This window comes from Streptomyces sp. NPDC085932, assembly GCF_044540525.1.
GTDB classification, from domain to species: Bacteria; Actinomycetota; Actinomycetes; order Streptomycetales; family Streptomycetaceae; genus Streptomyces; species Streptomyces levis.
In genome coordinates this window covers 563380-577831 of record NZ_JBITSJ010000006.1, presented here as the reverse complement: position 1 = coordinate 577831, position 14452 = coordinate 563380, and the positions used below count along the sequence as shown (strand labels likewise).

Annotated in this window: 14 protein-coding genes and 3 pseudogenes; 6 read left to right on the top strand and 11 right to left on the bottom strand. The window is 68.8% G+C overall.

Annotated features, from left to right (window positions below):
* Window positions 1–66 precede the first annotated feature (66 nt).
* The gene (locus ACIGAQ_RS29710; RefSeq protein ID WP_399788473.1) at window positions 67–2007 is read left to right on the top strand and encodes a WD40 repeat domain-containing protein; all 1941 of its coding nucleotides are present in this window, start codon (window positions 67–69) and stop codon (window positions 2005–2007) included.
* Window positions 2008–2159: 152 nt separating this feature from the next.
* On the opposite strand, the gene ACIGAQ_RS29705 is transcribed toward ACIGAQ_RS29710, so the two are convergent.
* Window positions 2160–2285 (bottom strand): hypothetical protein, encoded by a 126-nt coding sequence (locus ACIGAQ_RS29705; protein WP_399788192.1) that lies wholly within the window; start codon window positions 2283–2285, stop codon window positions 2160–2162.
* Between the two features lie 275 nt (window positions 2286–2560).
* Between ACIGAQ_RS29705 and ACIGAQ_RS29700 the strand changes: the two genes are divergently transcribed.
* A complete protein-coding gene (locus ACIGAQ_RS29700) occupies window positions 2561–2716 on the top strand; it encodes a hypothetical protein (protein WP_399788189.1) in 156 nt (51 codons plus the stop codon).
* Window positions 2717–2954: 238 nt separating this feature from the next.
* Here the strand turns inward: ACIGAQ_RS29700 and ACIGAQ_RS29695 are convergent, their stop codons facing one another.
* The gene (locus ACIGAQ_RS29695; protein ID WP_399788186.1) at window positions 2955–3257 is read right to left on the bottom strand and encodes a hypothetical protein; all 303 of its coding nucleotides are present in this window, start codon (window positions 3255–3257) and stop codon (window positions 2955–2957) included.
* A gap of 76 nt (window positions 3258–3333) precedes the next feature.
* Window positions 3334–4062, bottom strand: coding sequence for a hypothetical protein (locus ACIGAQ_RS29690; RefSeq protein ID WP_399788183.1), 729 nt, complete (start codon window positions 4060–4062; stop codon window positions 3334–3336).
* A gap of 368 nt (window positions 4063–4430) precedes the next feature.
* On the opposite strand from ACIGAQ_RS29690, the gene ACIGAQ_RS29685 reads away from it, so the two are divergent.
* Window positions 4431–4709, top strand: coding sequence for a hypothetical protein (locus tag ACIGAQ_RS29685; protein WP_399788180.1), 279 nt, complete (start codon window positions 4431–4433; stop codon window positions 4707–4709).
* Between the two features lie 543 nt (window positions 4710–5252).
* Here the strand turns inward: ACIGAQ_RS29685 and ACIGAQ_RS29680 are convergent.
* From ACIGAQ_RS29680 to ACIGAQ_RS29665, 4 genes and pseudogenes are all read right to left on the bottom strand, one after another.
* Window positions 5253–5378 (bottom strand): hypothetical protein, encoded by a 126-nt coding sequence (locus tag ACIGAQ_RS29680; RefSeq protein WP_399788494.1) that lies wholly within the window; start codon window positions 5376–5378, stop codon window positions 5253–5255.
* A 371-nt stretch (window positions 5379–5749) separates the two neighbouring features.
* The gene (locus ACIGAQ_RS29675; protein WP_399788491.1) at window positions 5750–5911 is read right to left on the bottom strand and encodes a hypothetical protein; all 162 of its coding nucleotides are present in this window, start codon (window positions 5909–5911) and stop codon (window positions 5750–5752) included.
* A gap of 232 nt (window positions 5912–6143) precedes the next feature.
* Window positions 6144–6389 (bottom strand): annotated as a pseudogene (locus ACIGAQ_RS29670) (Ku protein); the annotation flags it as partial.
* 207 nt (window positions 6390–6596) lie between these two features.
* Window positions 6597–6722 (bottom strand): hypothetical protein, encoded by a 126-nt coding sequence (locus tag ACIGAQ_RS29665; protein WP_399788177.1) that lies wholly within the window; start codon window positions 6720–6722, stop codon window positions 6597–6599.
* Between the two features lie 867 nt (window positions 6723–7589).
* On the opposite strand from ACIGAQ_RS29665, the gene ACIGAQ_RS29660 reads away from it, so the two are divergent.
* Window positions 7590–8105 carry a lamin tail domain-containing protein gene (locus ACIGAQ_RS29660; RefSeq protein WP_399788470.1) on the top strand — a complete coding sequence of 172 codons (516 nt, stop codon included), beginning with the start codon at window positions 7590–7592 and terminating at the stop codon, window positions 8103–8105.
* Between the two features lie 288 nt (window positions 8106–8393).
* On the opposite strand, the pseudogene ACIGAQ_RS29655 reads toward ACIGAQ_RS29660, so the two are convergent.
* Window positions 8394–8732 (bottom strand): annotated as a pseudogene (locus tag ACIGAQ_RS29655) (transposase); the annotation flags it as partial.
* A gap of 65 nt (window positions 8733–8797) precedes the next feature.
* Window positions 8798–9202 (bottom strand): winged helix-turn-helix transcriptional regulator, encoded by a 405-nt coding sequence (locus ACIGAQ_RS29650; RefSeq protein WP_399788174.1) that lies wholly within the window; start codon window positions 9200–9202, stop codon window positions 8798–8800.
* Between the two features lie 42 nt (window positions 9203–9244).
* Between ACIGAQ_RS29650 and ACIGAQ_RS29645 the strand changes: the two genes are divergently transcribed.
* Both ACIGAQ_RS29645 and ACIGAQ_RS29640 read left to right on the top strand, forming a co-directional pair.
* Window positions 9245–10096: an enoyl-CoA hydratase/isomerase family protein gene (locus tag ACIGAQ_RS29645; protein ID WP_399788172.1), complete on the top strand. Its 852-nt coding sequence runs from the start codon at window positions 9245–9247 to the stop codon at window positions 10094–10096.
* A 161-nt stretch (window positions 10097–10257) separates the two neighbouring features.
* Window positions 10258–10605, top strand: a pseudogene (locus ACIGAQ_RS29640) (transposase); the annotation flags it as partial.
* A gap of 407 nt (window positions 10606–11012) precedes the next feature.
* Here the strand turns inward: ACIGAQ_RS29640 and ACIGAQ_RS29635 are convergent.
* Window positions 11013–13274: a xanthine dehydrogenase family protein molybdopterin-binding subunit gene (locus tag ACIGAQ_RS29635; RefSeq protein ID WP_399788169.1), complete on the bottom strand. Its 2262-nt coding sequence runs from the start codon at window positions 13272–13274 to the stop codon at window positions 11013–11015.
* A gap of 10 nt (window positions 13275–13284) precedes the next feature.
* A complete protein-coding gene (locus tag ACIGAQ_RS29630) occupies window positions 13285–14430 on the bottom strand; it encodes an XdhC family protein (protein ID WP_399788166.1) in 1146 nt (381 codons plus the stop codon).
* Window positions 14431–14452 lie beyond the last annotated feature (22 nt).

The following is a 14452-nucleotide window of genomic DNA, read 5'->3' as shown; positions in this document are numbered from 1 at the left end:
GTCGCGTTCTCGCGCGAGTACGCGGCCCGCAGCGACGCGCTGCTCGCCCAGCGACCGGAAGCGGCGATGCTCACGGCGCTCAAGGGCTTCCAGCGCAGCCCCACGCTGGAGGCCCGCTCGAGTTTGATCAGCGCTTACGGCATGTACCGCGCGAACGTACTCACCGGCCACACCAAGAGCGTGCAGGCGGTGACGTTCAGCCCTGACGGACGTACGGTGGCCTCGGCGGGCGAGGATCACACCGTCAAGCTGTGGAACACCAGCACGTGGAAACTGGTCGCCACCCTCAGCGGACACACCGACACCGTCACCGATGTGGCGTTCAGTCCCGACGGACGGACCCTCGCTTCCGCCGGCGCAGACCACAGCATCAAGCTGTGGGACCCCGCCGAACGGCGGGAAGTGGCGATGCTCACCGGGCACACCAATGCCGTGAACGCCCTCGCCTTCAGCCCCGACGGACACCTCCTGGCCACCGCCGGCGGCGACCAGGCCGTACGGCTGTGGGACATACGCACCCACCGCACGACAGCCACCCTCACCGGACACAGCCGACCTGTTCTGTCCCTGGCGTTCTCGCCTGACGGCCGCACGCTGGCCACGGCCGGGGCCGACCGCACCGTGCGCCTGTGGAACGCGCATTCCCGCAGAACAGTGGCCATCCTCACCGGACACTCCGATGCCGTCCAAGCGGTGGCCTTCTCGCCGGACGGCCGCCTCCTGGCCTCCGCCGGCGATGACAGCACGACCCGCCTGTGGAGCCTCAAGACACGAAGAACGGTCGCTGTTCTGGACGGCGAAAGCCAGGTGGTACGCGGTGTCGCGTTCTCCCCGGACAGCCGCATGATCGCCACCACCGGCATGGTGGGCACAGTCACCCTGTGGAACACCGGCACGCACCGGCGCATCGGCGTCGTCACCAGCCACAGCGACGTCGCCGTGAACGCCGTGGCGTTCCGTCCTGACGGGGATGCAATCGCCGTAGGCGGCGACGGCACGGTCCGGGTGTGGGACACAGCGACGCGCCGGATGCTCGCCGATCCCGGGAACAGCATCGCCGGTGCTTCCGCAGTGGCGTTCAGCCCCGACGGGCGGTCCCTGGCCAGCGCCTTCCCCGATGGCACAGTCGGATGGTGGGACATGCGCCGACAGCGTGAGACGGTCATACGAACCAGACACGACAACAACGTCCGCGGCCTGGCGTTCAGCCCTGACGGCCGGACACTCGCCACAGCCGGAACCGACGCCACCATCCGGCTGTGGAGCACGGCGACCCACCGGCAACTGGCCGTCCTCAGAGGAAACCCAAGCCCGCTCATGACGGTTTCTTTCAGTCCCGACGGCCGCACACTCGCCGGCGCCGCCTACGACGGCACCGTCAGGCTCTGGAACGTGCCCGAGCACCGCACCATCACGGTGCTGACAGGACATACGGACGCCGTGTTCACTGTGGCCTTCAGCCCGGACGGACGGATGCTCGCCACCGCGGGCGGCGACCGAACAGTTCGCCTGTGGAACGTCTCCACCGGCCGAACCACAGCGAAACTCACCGGACACAAGGCCGATATTCAGCAACTGGCCTTCCACCCCCGCGGCCGCATGCTCGCGACCGCGAGCACCGACCACACCGCACGACTGTGGGACACCATCACACACCAGGCGACAGCCGTGCTGACCGGACACACTGATGCGGTCTCCGCCCTCGCCTTCGGACCCACCGGACGAACCTTGATCACCGGGAGCGACGACAGCACACTGCGGCTGTGGGATGTCCGGACCCGCCGCACCACGTCGGTCCTCAGTGGACATACGGGAGGCGTTCACTCCCTGGCGGTCAGCCCCGACGGCCGCACGCTTGCAAGTCTCGCCAGCACAGTCGCGAGCGCCGAACGACGACTGTGGACCCTCGACACAGGCCAGATCAGCCGGCACATCTGTCGGCTCAGCGCTGCCCACCAATGGTCCCAGCTGCTGCTCGACACCGACGCAACCACGGCATGCACCTGAGGCGCGTCTCACACGCTATACGCTCACTACGGGAACACCGACAGCCCTGCCTGGGCCTGGGTACCGGTCGCAAGCCAGGTTGGCGGCCTCGTCTCAGCAGGTCCATGTGAAAGTGGCGCCGTAAGGTCCCCTGTGCTGGTGGTGAGTGCTCTTTACGGCCAGCCGGGCGGGGGTGGGCCGCAGCAGGCAACGGTCTCGGACTGGTCAGCGCCGGTGAGCGGTGCCACCGCCAGCACGGCCGCGAACGCCATGAACAAGCCGAGTACAGCAGTGCGCACGGTCACCTCCTGTGTCTTACCGGGACTCCACACCGCTGGCTTACCGGCCGCCTCGAAAGCGAGGTCGACCGGCTCGCCGCACGCACCCCCGACTGCTCCGTCATCGTCGCCCGCCCCGACCGCCAACTGGTCACCCGCTTGGAGGAGTTCACCACCGGGCGCTGACCAGCTCAACCAGCCGAGAAAAGAGGGCAGCCCCGCCCAGGCCACCGGTTACCAGGCCACCAGCCAGGCGGACTCCCCAACAAACGCCACCACAGAAGGGGATGTCCGCCATGAACTGTAACCACCCCACGCCCCGCGCGGACAGGAAACGACGCACCACGCTCAGCCAGCGGATCGCCCGCCGCCGACGCATCGCCTTGGCCCACATGCTGCGCGGCGCCTGCTACGGCATCGGCACCGGAGCCATCGGCCTCGCCTTCATCTGACTCCAATGCCTCCTGTAAACACCCGTCACCGGCACCGCCGGTCGCCGGAAGCCCGGTGCCCCCCTGGGGTCGCTGCAAGCCCCGGGGGAGACACCGCCGCTCAGAGCGGAGTTCTGCAGAAGTCGGCCGTGGGCACGGTGCGGCGCAAAGGCGGGACGAGCTCCAGCATGGTGGTCGATGCTCGGCTGCAGTCGGCAGGCAGGCAATCACCGGCCTGGCCCCGACGAGCCAGCCCTCGTCACGCCGCCGGTGCGCCCGGAGCCGGAGATCCACCGCGCTCCAGCCAACCGTCGACCCATGGCGGCACGGGCAGGGCAAGATGCTGCTTCGCAGCGTAGATCGCTGGGCGTTCCTCCTGAAGCCACTTAAGGCGCCTGCCGCTGCGGCGGATGGTGCGCACCTCCAGCGATCCTCGCTGCCCGGCCACCCCGGTGATGATGGTGGTGCACTGGTCGCTGCACTCAGGCGGCAGGTGGCAGTCGCAGTGGGTGTCCCAGGGGGTGCCGGGCAGACCCCAGCCGGGTGCCGCGCGCAGCGCCATGAACCGCCGGTGGCCGGTGGCGCCGTGACCTTCCGCGAACGTGGGGTCGATGGCCCAGTGTTCGCCACCGTCACGTTCATAGTCGCCGAGAGCCGGTCGCGGCCAGTGGCACCCCGAGGGTGCGGATCAGTCCGACCCGGCGTAGCAGCCCGCTGGTCAGCCAGGCTGACGCCGCGGTGCCTCGGCGCCCTGGGCGCCGGTAGGGACGCTCGGCCGGGTGCCAGCGGGCCAGCCGGTCGCGGTGACACGGCGTCATGCCGTAGGTGCCCAGCCGCTGGTCCTGGACGTCGGCCGCGCGCAACCACTCTTCCGGGTCCAAACCCGACAGGATGACGGAGGCCGACGTGTCCGGCACCCGCAGCACCACCTGCCCGTCCTCGACGTGGGTACGGGCCCCGGTCACCCCCATGATGTCGCCGTACTCGTCGGCGCGCGGCAGCAGCGCCTCGGTCAAGTCCAGGGCCTGGGTTTCGTTCTGGGCGGGCCGCTCGACCGGGTCGGCCTCGAATCGAATCAGGAGGCGATCGGAGCGCGGGTCGACGTATTCGATGCCCGACGGGTGCACAGTGGTGATTCGACGCCATGCCAGTGCGGCCATCACCCGGTCCTCCAGCAGCAGCTGGTCAGCGTTCGGCTGCGGGATCAGCGGGGGCTCAGGCGCGGCGGCCTCGACCCGGCGGCGGGCGGACTGCCAGGACAGGCCGGTGTACAGGCGCAGCAGTTCAGCCTCAAGGGTTCCAGGCGCCGGTACGTACGCGCACCCGATTTGGATCAATCCGGCATGTCTTTCCGCAGGCAGCCCCACCTGGCCCGGTTGCCCGTTCTGCTAGCCGAGGCGATCCGGGCTTGGTCACACTGGTTTGCGGCCCCGGCCTTCGGGCTGGGTGGTGGCGAAGGTCCGCCAGGGGCAGGGACCGGCCAGCGGTGTGCTGCACGCGCCGGACCGCGAGGGAGCAGCACAGGGTGCCGCTGCTGCGTGTGGAGCAGGCGCTGAACGTCGCGGAAAACTTCAGACGCAGCTGTGCCCGTTGTGCGCGTGTGCTCAGGAGCTGACGACGCTGCTGAGGAGCTTCGACTACATCACCGATCCTCGCGATTCCTGACCATCCTCCCTTGGGTCATACGGGTGACTGTGCTGGTCAACAGGGGTGCGATGGCCGGACTATGAGGGCTATGGGCACAGACGAGCCTGATGTTCCGTCCACCGGCTTCCAGCCGAGTGACTCCCTCACCGGCTCCGCCTGGCCGGGCATCCTTGCCACGACCGTGCCCATCGCCACGGTGGTCATCGTGGCCGGGCGAGTGGCGAAAGCGCACATCGAGCAGCGCAGCGCGACTCAGCGGACGGCCATCGAGCAGCGGGGCGAGACGCAGCGCGCGGTTATCGCTGCCGAGGTCGAACGTGAGCGGATCCGCCAGCCTCACCTTCCGGCCGGAGACGGCGCCGCCTGAACGCTCCGGACCCGCCAGGCCTCGCGGCCGCCGCTACTAATGGTGTACTCGAAGTCCGGCAGTTGGAGCGGTAGATGTCGCTCTAGGATTTCCACCCACCGGTGGCAGGACCACGAAGCCGGCGCTCGTTCTTGTGGCCACCGTGTGCGCCAGGCGGCGCAGGTGATCGGCTACCAAGACGGCCGCGTGGCTTTATTCCCGAGTCGTGCCAGGGCCGCTTGAAGTGAACGAGGCCACTGGGCCTACGCCAGGACGCCACCGTCGAATGACACCGCCCGCCCCACCGGGCCGCCCGGTCATGCGTCAGCGCCGTCCGGGTTACGAGGTGAGGTGGTCCGGGACTCCAAAGCGGCGGGCCGGAGTACTGCTCCACGTCTCCGCCCCGGCCAGTGCGACGAGCCGGTGGCACCGGCCCACGCTGGGACGGACCAGCAGCAAAAAGTGGTACCGCAAGCTCACCCGCAACGCCACCAGCACAGCGAGAACGGCCTTTCCTACAAGCCACCGTCCCGAAAGGTCTTCGTTCCTGGTGGCGAGCGCCCTCTACGGCGTGCCGGGCGGGACCGGGCCGCAGCAGGCGACGGTCTGGGACTGATCGGCAGCGGCGAGCGGCGCCACCGCGAGCACGGCCGCCAACGCGACGAACACACTGAGTACAGCTCTGCGCACCGTCTCCTCCTGTTTTACCGGGACTCGACACCACTGGCTCCTGCCCCAGCCGCCGTAGCAGCCCAGGGCCACGGAGTCAGCACTTCGAACCGTAGACCGCACTATGGACGTCGCATCCCTGACAGATGTCAGGGTGTCGTCGCCGCACGGAGGCTGAGCCGGCGGACTCCCTGTGCGAGGTGGACCAAACGCCCCCGGGTGCTGGGGAAGCAGCGGAGGGGCGGTGGGCGCCCGCATGGTGAAATCGGGGCCCTCCGTGCGGTGCGAGACGCATGAGGCCTTCCTCGGCCTCGCCGCCTGCCTGATCACCCCCCGCCACGTCCAGAAACTTTGTTGGGCCAGTTGGAGCGCTGACCCGCGAGAGGCGCATCTCACGCGCTCTTGCGTGACCTGCGTCCCGACGTCTCCTTCGCCGCAGTCTTCTTGGCCGGCTGCTTCTTCGCGGCCTTCTCCTTTTTCTGAATGTCGTGCACGTCGGCGTCCTCGCCCCGGTTCGCCCACGCCTTCGGCACGGACTGGGTCAGTGTGGCCATGAGGTCGACGATCTGGCCAGACTCCCCTTCCGGCTCCGGCATGGCCCGGGGGCTCGCGGTGCTCCCGCTTCGCCTTGATGATCTGCTCCAAGGCCTCGGTGTAGATGTCCTGAAGCTCACCGCCCTCGAGATCCTCGCGGGTCATGCTGTCCACCAGGGCCAGGGCGCCCTCGACCTCCTCGTCGGACAGCTCCACCGGCGGCGGCAGCAACTCCGTCGGGTCACGGACCTCATCGAGCCAGCGCATCGCGTGCAGCACGATCACGTCGTCGCGCACCCGCAGCAGCCCCAGTCGCTCCCGACCGCTCCAGGCATACTTCGCGACGGCGACCTTGGCCGAGCGGCCGAGGGCCTGGGCGAGGAGCTGGTACGGCTTGTGGGCGACCTGCCCGGACGGCTGAAGGTAGTAGCCCTCGGCGATACGGATCGTTTGCCCGTACCGCCCTTGTTGTTGCCGGCGGCTACGCGCTTGCTCCATTTCGGCATGCCCTCTCCCTCCTCCGGTCCGGGATCTGCGACTCCGGAGGTGCCGGAGTCTGTGACTTCGGCAGTCTGGCAGCCCGTCGGCAGAGCCCTGCACGGAACCCGCCGGTTCACGCTACCCATCCGCCACCCCAACCGATGGTCAGAGGGTCCGCCGACAAGTCGGCGGACCCTCTGCACGATCAGGCAAGTGGTGAGCGCTTTACGGCCAGCCGGGGTGCGGATTGCCGCAGCAGGCGACGGTCTGGGTCTGGTCGGCTCCGGCGAGCGGTGCTGCCGCGAGCACGGCCGTCAGGGCGACGAACAAGCCCAATAGGGCTCGACGCATGTCTCCTCCTTGTGCGAGTCACTGTTGCTCGGCATGCATTTCTGATCTGCAGACGGAGTGCTGGTCCCCTGGGCTTGCCGTCTGAGTCATCAGGCGATGGCCCGTCGACTATTACACGGTCGGCGGGGGCTGTCAGCCAGCCGGTGATACACGATGGCTGGCGCTCTATAACGTGGACGTTAAGATGGCATGGTGGACCGTGAGAGGCGGGTCTCTGCCTGGGTGGCTTGCATACCGATGGGAGCCTCGCACACCCCAGGCGCCGCCCGCGGGCACTCGACCTTGCGCCAGGTGGGACCCGACTGAGCCGTCCAGCACCGGCTGGAGTTCACCCTTCCGCCCGTACTGGCCGCCGTCGACCGGAACCTCACTCGGATGCGGAGTCAGGTGGTGGAAGAGGTTGAGCATGCCCTCGCCTTCGCCGACCAGCTGGTCGCTGCCCAAGTCGATGCACGCCGTGCCGGTCGACGATCCGACGCTGCCCGCCGGGTGAGCGGCACAGCCGAAATGGGTCGGCTACCGCGCTCTGGTTGGCCGGTGGGCTGACGCCCGCATCACCGTCCACCGACGCAACCGCACGGACCTGACCCGCGCTCAGCATCATCAGCTTACGAGCGGCACAGCAGACACGCATACCCCCACCGCCTCGCGGCCTCAGCGAACGCCCCACCACCAGGTCCGCAGAAGGACGGCGCTCTCGAAGCGCTCTAGGACGTCGCGCGGGCGCAGCCTGGGCGGCGGGCGGCCGGGCCTCCACCGCCGTAGGCACCGTGCCTCTTCGTCCCTTCAACGGGTGAAGGTCACGGTGGTGCGCAACCGCCGAGCCTCGGGTGCGTGTCCTGCACAGGCGACACCACCGGCTCGACCATGAGGAGCCCGCTCTTGCGCAAGAGCCTCGTCACGGCGGCCGCTGTCGCGGCCGGCGCGCTGACCGCCCTGTCCATCGTTCCCGCGCACGCTGCCGAGTACAGCTCGGCGCTGAAGATCCGCGGAGTCCAGTACGACGCACCGGGCCGGGACTCCAACAGCTGCTCTTCGGGCGACAGCGACCAGGAATACCTGACGGTCAAGAACTACTCCCCGCGCTCCACGATCAACCTCAAGGGCTACGTCGTCAGGGACGCCACCGGCAACCGCTTCACCTTCACCGCCAACCACCACCTGCAGCCCGGCGACTACGTGAAGCTGCGCGACGGCCACGGCACCGACTCCGACACCCACAACGTCGTCTACCGCAACAACTGCAACTTTCTGTGGAACAACGACAAGGACACCATCTACCCCTACAAGCCCTCAGGCGGCCGCGCCGACGTCCATACCTACACCTACACCCACCGCAACGACGACCCCGACGGCAACGGCTACATCAACTTCCACATCTGAGACCACCACACCCCGGCGCGGAAGCCCACCCGGCGTGACCCTCGCCGGAGAGATCGACTTCCACACGGGAGACCGGCTCCAGCAGGCCCTGGCCCCCGGCGAGGTTCGCCTCACCCGGCCGCCGCCGTCGCGGCGGTCCTCTGTGTACTGGGCGATCTCAAGTTCGGCAAGTGGGCAAAGCCGCTGCATGGCTGCAGGGCACCGGTAGCAGTCGATGTCTCTGCCGGACGGGTCCTCTCCCAGGCCCCGCACGAGCACATCCCGGCCAAGCTCGATCTTGCTGAAGGTGAGGGCCCAGACATGCGAGGCGTCGACCGCGGCGTCCTCCATGTCCAGCAGAACGGCTCTGCGGAGTTCCGCGAGGAGGATTTAGTGCAGGCGGGGCCGGACGCTGCCCTAGGTCCAGTCCCGCAGGCGCCGCCAGCACGTCACCCCGCTGCAGCCGTCGTCTCGGTCGGCACATCCGCCCAGGTCACACCCGTGCGCAAGACGTAGACGACCCCGCGCAGAGCCGCGCGGTCATCCACCGGCAGGCGGCCCGGATACCGACCGACGCCGCGGCGGACGAAGAGGGAGCAACGGCGCGACACGTTCCCACAGATCATCAGACACAAGAGCATCTGACACCTGGACCGCTCTGCCGCCACCGGATCTGATCGCCAAATCCCCACACCGAACCCATCCCGAAGAAATCAGTGAAGGGTGTCCGCGCCTTTGTCGAATGCCTCCCTGTGTCGTTCGACTTCGGGGAGGTGGTCGGCGGTCCAGGAGCGCAGGATCGAGAAGGGCTCCTCAAGCGTGCGGCCCAGCGGTGTGATCCGGTACTCCACAGCAACGGGGCGTTGCATCAGTACCCGGCGCTCGACGAGGCCGTTGCGTTCCAACCGCCGCAGTGCCTGCGTCAGCGATTTTTGAGTGACCCCATCGAGCTCTCTCTTGAGCTCATTGAAGCGTCGCGGCTGCCGGCACAACGCGGCCAGCAGCAGATGACCCCACTTGTCCAGCAGCTGATCCAGGAGCTCGCGCTGCGGGCCAACGATGGTCTCGTGACCGACCCGATCTTCGCGGATACCAGGTTTCTTTGAAGTACCTGCCATGTACCAGGTATACCAGAGATACCGGCGACTCAAAGGAATCTCATGACCGAACAGTCCCTGCCCAGCCTCGATCTCAAGCGCCAGGACGGAGTGCTCTGGGTCTCGATTGATGTTCCGCCCGTCAACCTGATGACGGCGCAGCTCATGCTCGACCTGGACGCCGTCGCTGCATCGGCCGAGAATGATCCCGATCTGCACGTCATCGTGGTCCAGAGCGCCAATCCGGAGTTCTTCCTGGCGCACGGCGACCTGTCATTCGTGGAGGACCCCGCGACCTACGCCGCCCTCCCGGTCGCGGAGGAGACGCTTGTCGGGACGGGCCCGATGATGCGGCTTCATGAACGCTGGCGGCGTCTGCCTCAGACCACCATCGCCAAGGTCGCGGGACTCGCCCGTGGCGGTGGAGCCGAGCTGGTCTCCAGCCTGGATCTGCGATTCGCGGCCCTCGAGACTGCGGCGTTCGGCCAGTTCGAGGCACTGATCGGCGTCGTCCCTGGAGCCGGTGCAACTGCCCACCTGCCCCGCCTCGTGGGTCGCGCTCGCGCTCTCGAGATCGTGCTGACAGGCGGGCTCGTCGACGCGGCGACTGCCGAGCGGTGGGGTTGGGTGAACCGTGCTCTGCCCGCCGCAGAACTGGATGAATATGTTGAGTGGGTCGCGCTGGCCATCGCGTCTCTGCCCGACGGTGTCCGCGCCGCGGCTATCGAAGCAATCGACGCGGCCGACGGCACGCTTGAGGACGCACTGCGTGCGGAGAACCGCCTGCTCGGCGAAACGTTCACTCCCGCGTCTGGAGAGCTTGCCCGGGCAGCGCTCGCGGCCGGGGTTCACACGCGCGAGGTGGAGCTGAACCTCGAAAAGGTGCTGCGCGCGAACCTCGTCCGGCATCCGTAACGAATCGCCCTGCGCGGGTGGAGCGCAAAAGTTGTCCGTACGATCCGTTTGGCGCTTCGGGCCGAACGACCGTACGGGCCGCCTCCCACTCTGTGAAGCTGATTGTTTCGGGATGATTTCGGTGTGAGGGCTTGGCGATCGGGTCTGGTGGCGGCAGAGTGATCCAGGTATCGGATGATCTTGTGCCTGATGATCCGTCAACGTATCGCTCCGCTGCTGCCGCCCCGGCCGCCGCGTCGTCATCGGTGTCCCGGACGCCTGCCGGCGGACGACCGCGTGGCCCTGCGAGGCATCGTTTTAGGTACTGCGTAAGAACGTGAGCTGGAGTGATGCACCCGCCGAGCAGACCGGGTGCAGCGGCGTGACAGCGTGGCGGCGGTTGCGGGACTGGGCCGAGGCCCGGGGTGTGGTCCCGCCTGCACAAAGTGCTCCTGGCCGAGCTGCGCAAGGCTGGACTGCTGGACATGGACGGCACTGCGATCGACGGCTCACACGTTCGAGCCCTCAAAGGATGGCTCACACCGGGCCTTCGCCGCTGGAGGCACCGGTCACAAGCACCGTCATTTACAGCGCCTTTCAGGCAATTTACGATGCATGAGACATGCAAACTGAGTGAACGGCAGCGTGCTGGTTGTGTGATCGCGGTCTGCCAGCCAATCTCCAGCACATCGACCGGCTTATGCGCGGGCCTTCCTCCCTTGCGTCATTGACCGGTCGAATGCCGGCGGTGGCACCCCCGCCGCTGAGAGGTGCTGTGGATCAGGGGCCAGCAATCAAACGCCATGACGGTCCTTGGCCACCTTGTCACAACGGTTCGGTCACGCCGAGTCCGCTTGGTCAGCTCGCCATGCCCAGCGTTCACAGGTCGGCCGTACCGATCCGGTGACCGGCCATTCAGGGCAAGCTGGTTCACCGGTCACAGGTGCTCCAGCAGCTTGTCGAGAGTGATGGGCACGTCGCGCACCCGGATCCCGGTGGCGTTGTAGACGGCGTTCCCGATCGCGGCCGCCGAGCCCACCGTGCCGATCTCCCCCAGACCGCGGGCGCCGAGGCTTCTGGTCCCGATGTCCTCGCTGCCATCGCCCAGCGGACCGGTGAGGACGGGGTCGGGCCGGCCGAGCAGATGCACGTCGATGTCGGGAACGTCGGCGTTCACGGGCACGAGGTAGTCGGCGAACGTGCTGGACGCCAGGCGCCCGGTGTCGAGTTCCAGCGGGTTCTCCTCCAGCAGGGCGTGCCCGATACCGAAGATGACACCGCCGACGAGCTGGCTGCGGGCGGCCCGGGAGTTGATGACGCGGCCGACGTCCGCGACCGTGGTGAACCGGGTGACGCGGGTTTCGCCGGTGAACCGGTTGACCCGCACCTCGCAGAAGTGGGCGCCGAAGCTGTGGTGCACGTACTTCGGGTCGGCTTCGCCAGATGCCTCGGCGAGGGCGGTGATGCTCGGTGTGTCGACGGCAGCGAGCAGGCGGCCGAAGGTCATCGACCGGCCCTGGCCGTGCAGGACGCCTCGTTCGTAGCGCAGGTCGTCGGTGCTCGCGCCGTGCCATGGCGACCGGTCGTCGGTGACGGCGAGCCGCTTGAGCTCGTTGATCGCGTCGCGGGCGGCATTCACGATCAACGGCACGGTGGCGTGCGTTGCGCTGGATCCTGCGGCGGGCGCGCCCTGCGGCAGCAGGGTGTCACCGATCTCGGGCGTCACTCGCGTCAGCGGGATTCCGAGGGCGTCGGCGCCGGAGATCCTCACCATGGTCGCTGCGCCGGTGCCGAAGTCCGAGATCCCGGTCGAGACGACGGCGGTGTCGTCGTCGAGCAACCGGATGCGCACGCTCGCGGCCCGGCGGTGCGCCGGGTAGATGGCGGTGGCCATGCCAGTGCCGTACAGCCACTGCCCATCGACGCGTGAGCGGGGTGTGGCGCTGTGGGCCGACCAGCCGAATCGCCGCGCGCCGACGCGGTAGCACTCCTCGAGGTGCTTGCTCGACCACGGCAAGCCTGTGGAAGGGCTCTTGGTGGCGTAGTTGCGCAGCCGCAGCTCCACCGGGTCGACGCCGGTGGCCACGGCCAGTTCGTCCATCGCTGTTTCCAGGGCGAAGGACCCGGGTGCCTCGTTGGGGCCGCGCATCGCCCGGCTCCCGGGGATGTCGAGGGTGGCCAGCTGTGCATCGACGTGCAGGTTCGGCGTGCGGTAGAGCGCGTCCGTGGTGGCGTGCGCCGGGGTCATGGGGAAGGTGACGGTGGTCGGGCGCTCGGAGACGCTCTGGTGGCTGACGGCGTTGAGGACCCCGTCGCGGGAGGCGCCCAGCCGGACGGTCTGCGTGAGCTGGGGGCGGTGGCCGGTGAGGGTGAACATCTGCTCGCGGGTGAGGACGAGCCGGACCGGACGGCCGATCTCCCGGGCCGCGGCGGCGGCGAGCGGCGTGTCGCTCCACAGGATGACGCGGGCGCCGAAGGCGCCGCCCACGTACCTCGTGATCAGCCGGACGTTCTGGGGCGGGACGCCGAGCCGCTGGGCCGTCCCGAGGGCGTACGCCGAGGGAACCTGCGCGCCGGCATAGATGGTGACCTGGTCACCTTTCCAGACGGCGAGGACGGCGTGGGGCTCCATCGCCGCGTGGTGTTGCATCTGCTGGTGGAACTCGGCCTCCACGACGACGTCGCTGGCGGCGAGCGCGGCGTCGATCGAAGGGACGCCGGGTGCCAGGATGTTGAGGCTGCTCGGTGACCCGCTGATGGTGGGGCCGGCCGGAGCGTGGGGCTCGGCCGTGATCGAGGTGCGCGGTGGCCGGGTGTCGTAGGTCGCGGTGACCCTCGCGGCGGCGTCGCGTGCCTGCTCGGGGGTTGCGGCGACGACCATCGCGATGGCCTGTCCGTGGAAGTGGACCTCCGCGTCACGCAGCGGGACGTAGTTCTCGACGAAGCCGGCGAGCGGGCCGGTGAGGGGATACAGGCCCAAGCGAGGGTCTGGCGCGGCATAGACACGCAGGACACCGGGCGAGGCCAGCGCGGCCGCCGTGTCGATCCCGGTGAGGGTGCCTCGCGCGATGGTGCTGGTGACGAGATGGGCGTGAGCGAGGCCGGCGGCGCGGTAGTCACCGGAATACTCGGCCACGCCGGTGACTTTCAGCCTGCCGTCGACGCGCTCGGTCTCGCGTCCGACTGGGGAACGGGACATCGTGAATCCTTCAGCTGCTGAATGCGAGTGCGCCGGTCGACGGAGCACTGTGGTGGATGGGGACCCCGGTGCTGAGGGGTGCCCCGGAGCCGCCGTGCCGGTGGGAGACGATCTCCGCCGCGATCGACAGCGCTGTCTCCTGCGGGGTACGTGCCCCGAGGTCGAGGCCGATGGGCGAGTGCAGGCGATCGAGCTCCCCGCTGGTGAGACCGGCGTCACGGAGACGGGTCAGGCGTTCCTCGTGGGTGCGGCGGGACCCCATGGCCCCCACGTACGCAACCGGCAAGCGCAGCGCGGCGGTCAGGAGCGGCAGGTCGAACTTGGGGTCGTGGGTGAGCACGCACACGACGGTGCGCTGGTCCAGCAGGCCGGCCTCGGCCTGGGACCCGAGGTAGCGGTGCGGCCACTCGACGACGACCTCCGCCTCGGGGAATCGTTCCGGGGCGGCGAATGTGGCCCTGGCGTCGCAGACGGTGACTTGATAGCCGAGGAAGGAGCCGAGCCGGGCCAGCGCGGCTGCGTGGTCGATGGCGCCGAAGACCAGCATCCGAGGCGGCGGAGAGCTGCTCTCCACCAGCAAAGTCATCGGCTCCCGGCAGTAGCTGTCGGCCACCCCGAGCTCGAGCGTGCCGGTCCACCCGGCGTGCAGGGCACCGGTGGTCCGTGCCTCGGCGGCCTGGTCGAGCAGTTCGTCCCCGAGCGTGCCGGCGACGGATCCCCCGGGCCGCACGACGATCGCCCGACCGAGGCGGGTATCCGGGCCGCGCACGATCGTGGCCACGGCCACCGCCCGGCCGCCCGCGGCATCGGCCAGAGCCGATTCGAGCCACGGCTCGGTCGTCGGGTCGTGGTGGCGCAGGAAAAGCTCGATGGTGCCGCCGCAGGTCAGACCTACCTCGAACGCGTCGGCGTCGCTGTATCCGAACCGCAGGGCCCGGGGGTCGTGGTCCCCGGCCAGCATCTCCCGACACGTGTCGTGGACCGCAGCGTCGACGCACCCGCCCGACACGTTGCCCAGCACAGTGCCGTCCGCGTCCACGACCAGGGACGAGCCGGGCTGCCGCGGAGCGCTGCCGGCAACGCTCGTGACGGTGGCAGCCACGAACGGGACCCCGCGACGGACACGTTCGACCAGGTCACGCGCGATCTCAAGCATATGCGCCGCCAGATCCGGGACC

Excerpts from the sequence above, each read along its gene's own strand:
- ACIGAQ_RS29710 (WP_399788473.1), top strand. The coding sequence starts at position 67 with ATGCTCACGGCGCTCAAGGGCTTCCAGCGCAGCCCCACGCTGGAGGCC.
- ACIGAQ_RS29700 (WP_399788189.1), top strand. The coding sequence starts at position 2,561 with ATGAACTGTAACCACCCCACGCCCCGCGCGGACAGGAAACGACGCACC.
- ACIGAQ_RS29695 (WP_399788186.1), bottom strand. The coding sequence starts at position 3,257 with ATGGCGCTGCGCGCGGCACCCGGCTGGGGTCTGCCCGGCACCCCCTGG.
- ACIGAQ_RS29685 (WP_399788180.1), top strand. The coding sequence starts at position 4,431 with ATGGGCACAGACGAGCCTGATGTTCCGTCCACCGGCTTCCAGCCGAGT.
- ACIGAQ_RS29675 (WP_399788491.1), bottom strand. The coding sequence starts at position 5,911 with ATGGCCACACTGACCCAGTCCGTGCCGAAGGCGTGGGCGAACCGGGGC.
- ACIGAQ_RS29665 (WP_399788177.1), bottom strand. The coding sequence starts at position 6,722 with ATGCGTCGAGCCCTATTGGGCTTGTTCGTCGCCCTGACGGCCGTGCTC.
- ACIGAQ_RS29660 (WP_399788470.1), top strand. The coding sequence starts at position 7,590 with ATGAGGAGCCCGCTCTTGCGCAAGAGCCTCGTCACGGCGGCCGCTGTC.
- ACIGAQ_RS29650 (WP_399788174.1), bottom strand. The coding sequence starts at position 9,202 with ATGGCAGGTACTTCAAAGAAACCTGGTATCCGCGAAGATCGGGTCGGT.
- ACIGAQ_RS29645 (WP_399788172.1), top strand. The coding sequence starts at position 9,245 with ATGACCGAACAGTCCCTGCCCAGCCTCGATCTCAAGCGCCAGGACGGA.
- ACIGAQ_RS29635 (WP_399788169.1), bottom strand. The coding sequence starts at position 13,274 with ATGTCCCGTTCCCCAGTCGGACGCGAGACCGAGCGCGTCGACGGCAGG.
- ACIGAQ_RS29630 (WP_399788166.1), bottom strand. The coding sequence starts at position 14,430 with ATGCTTGAGATCGCGCGTGACCTGGTCGAACGTGTCCGTCGCGGGGTC.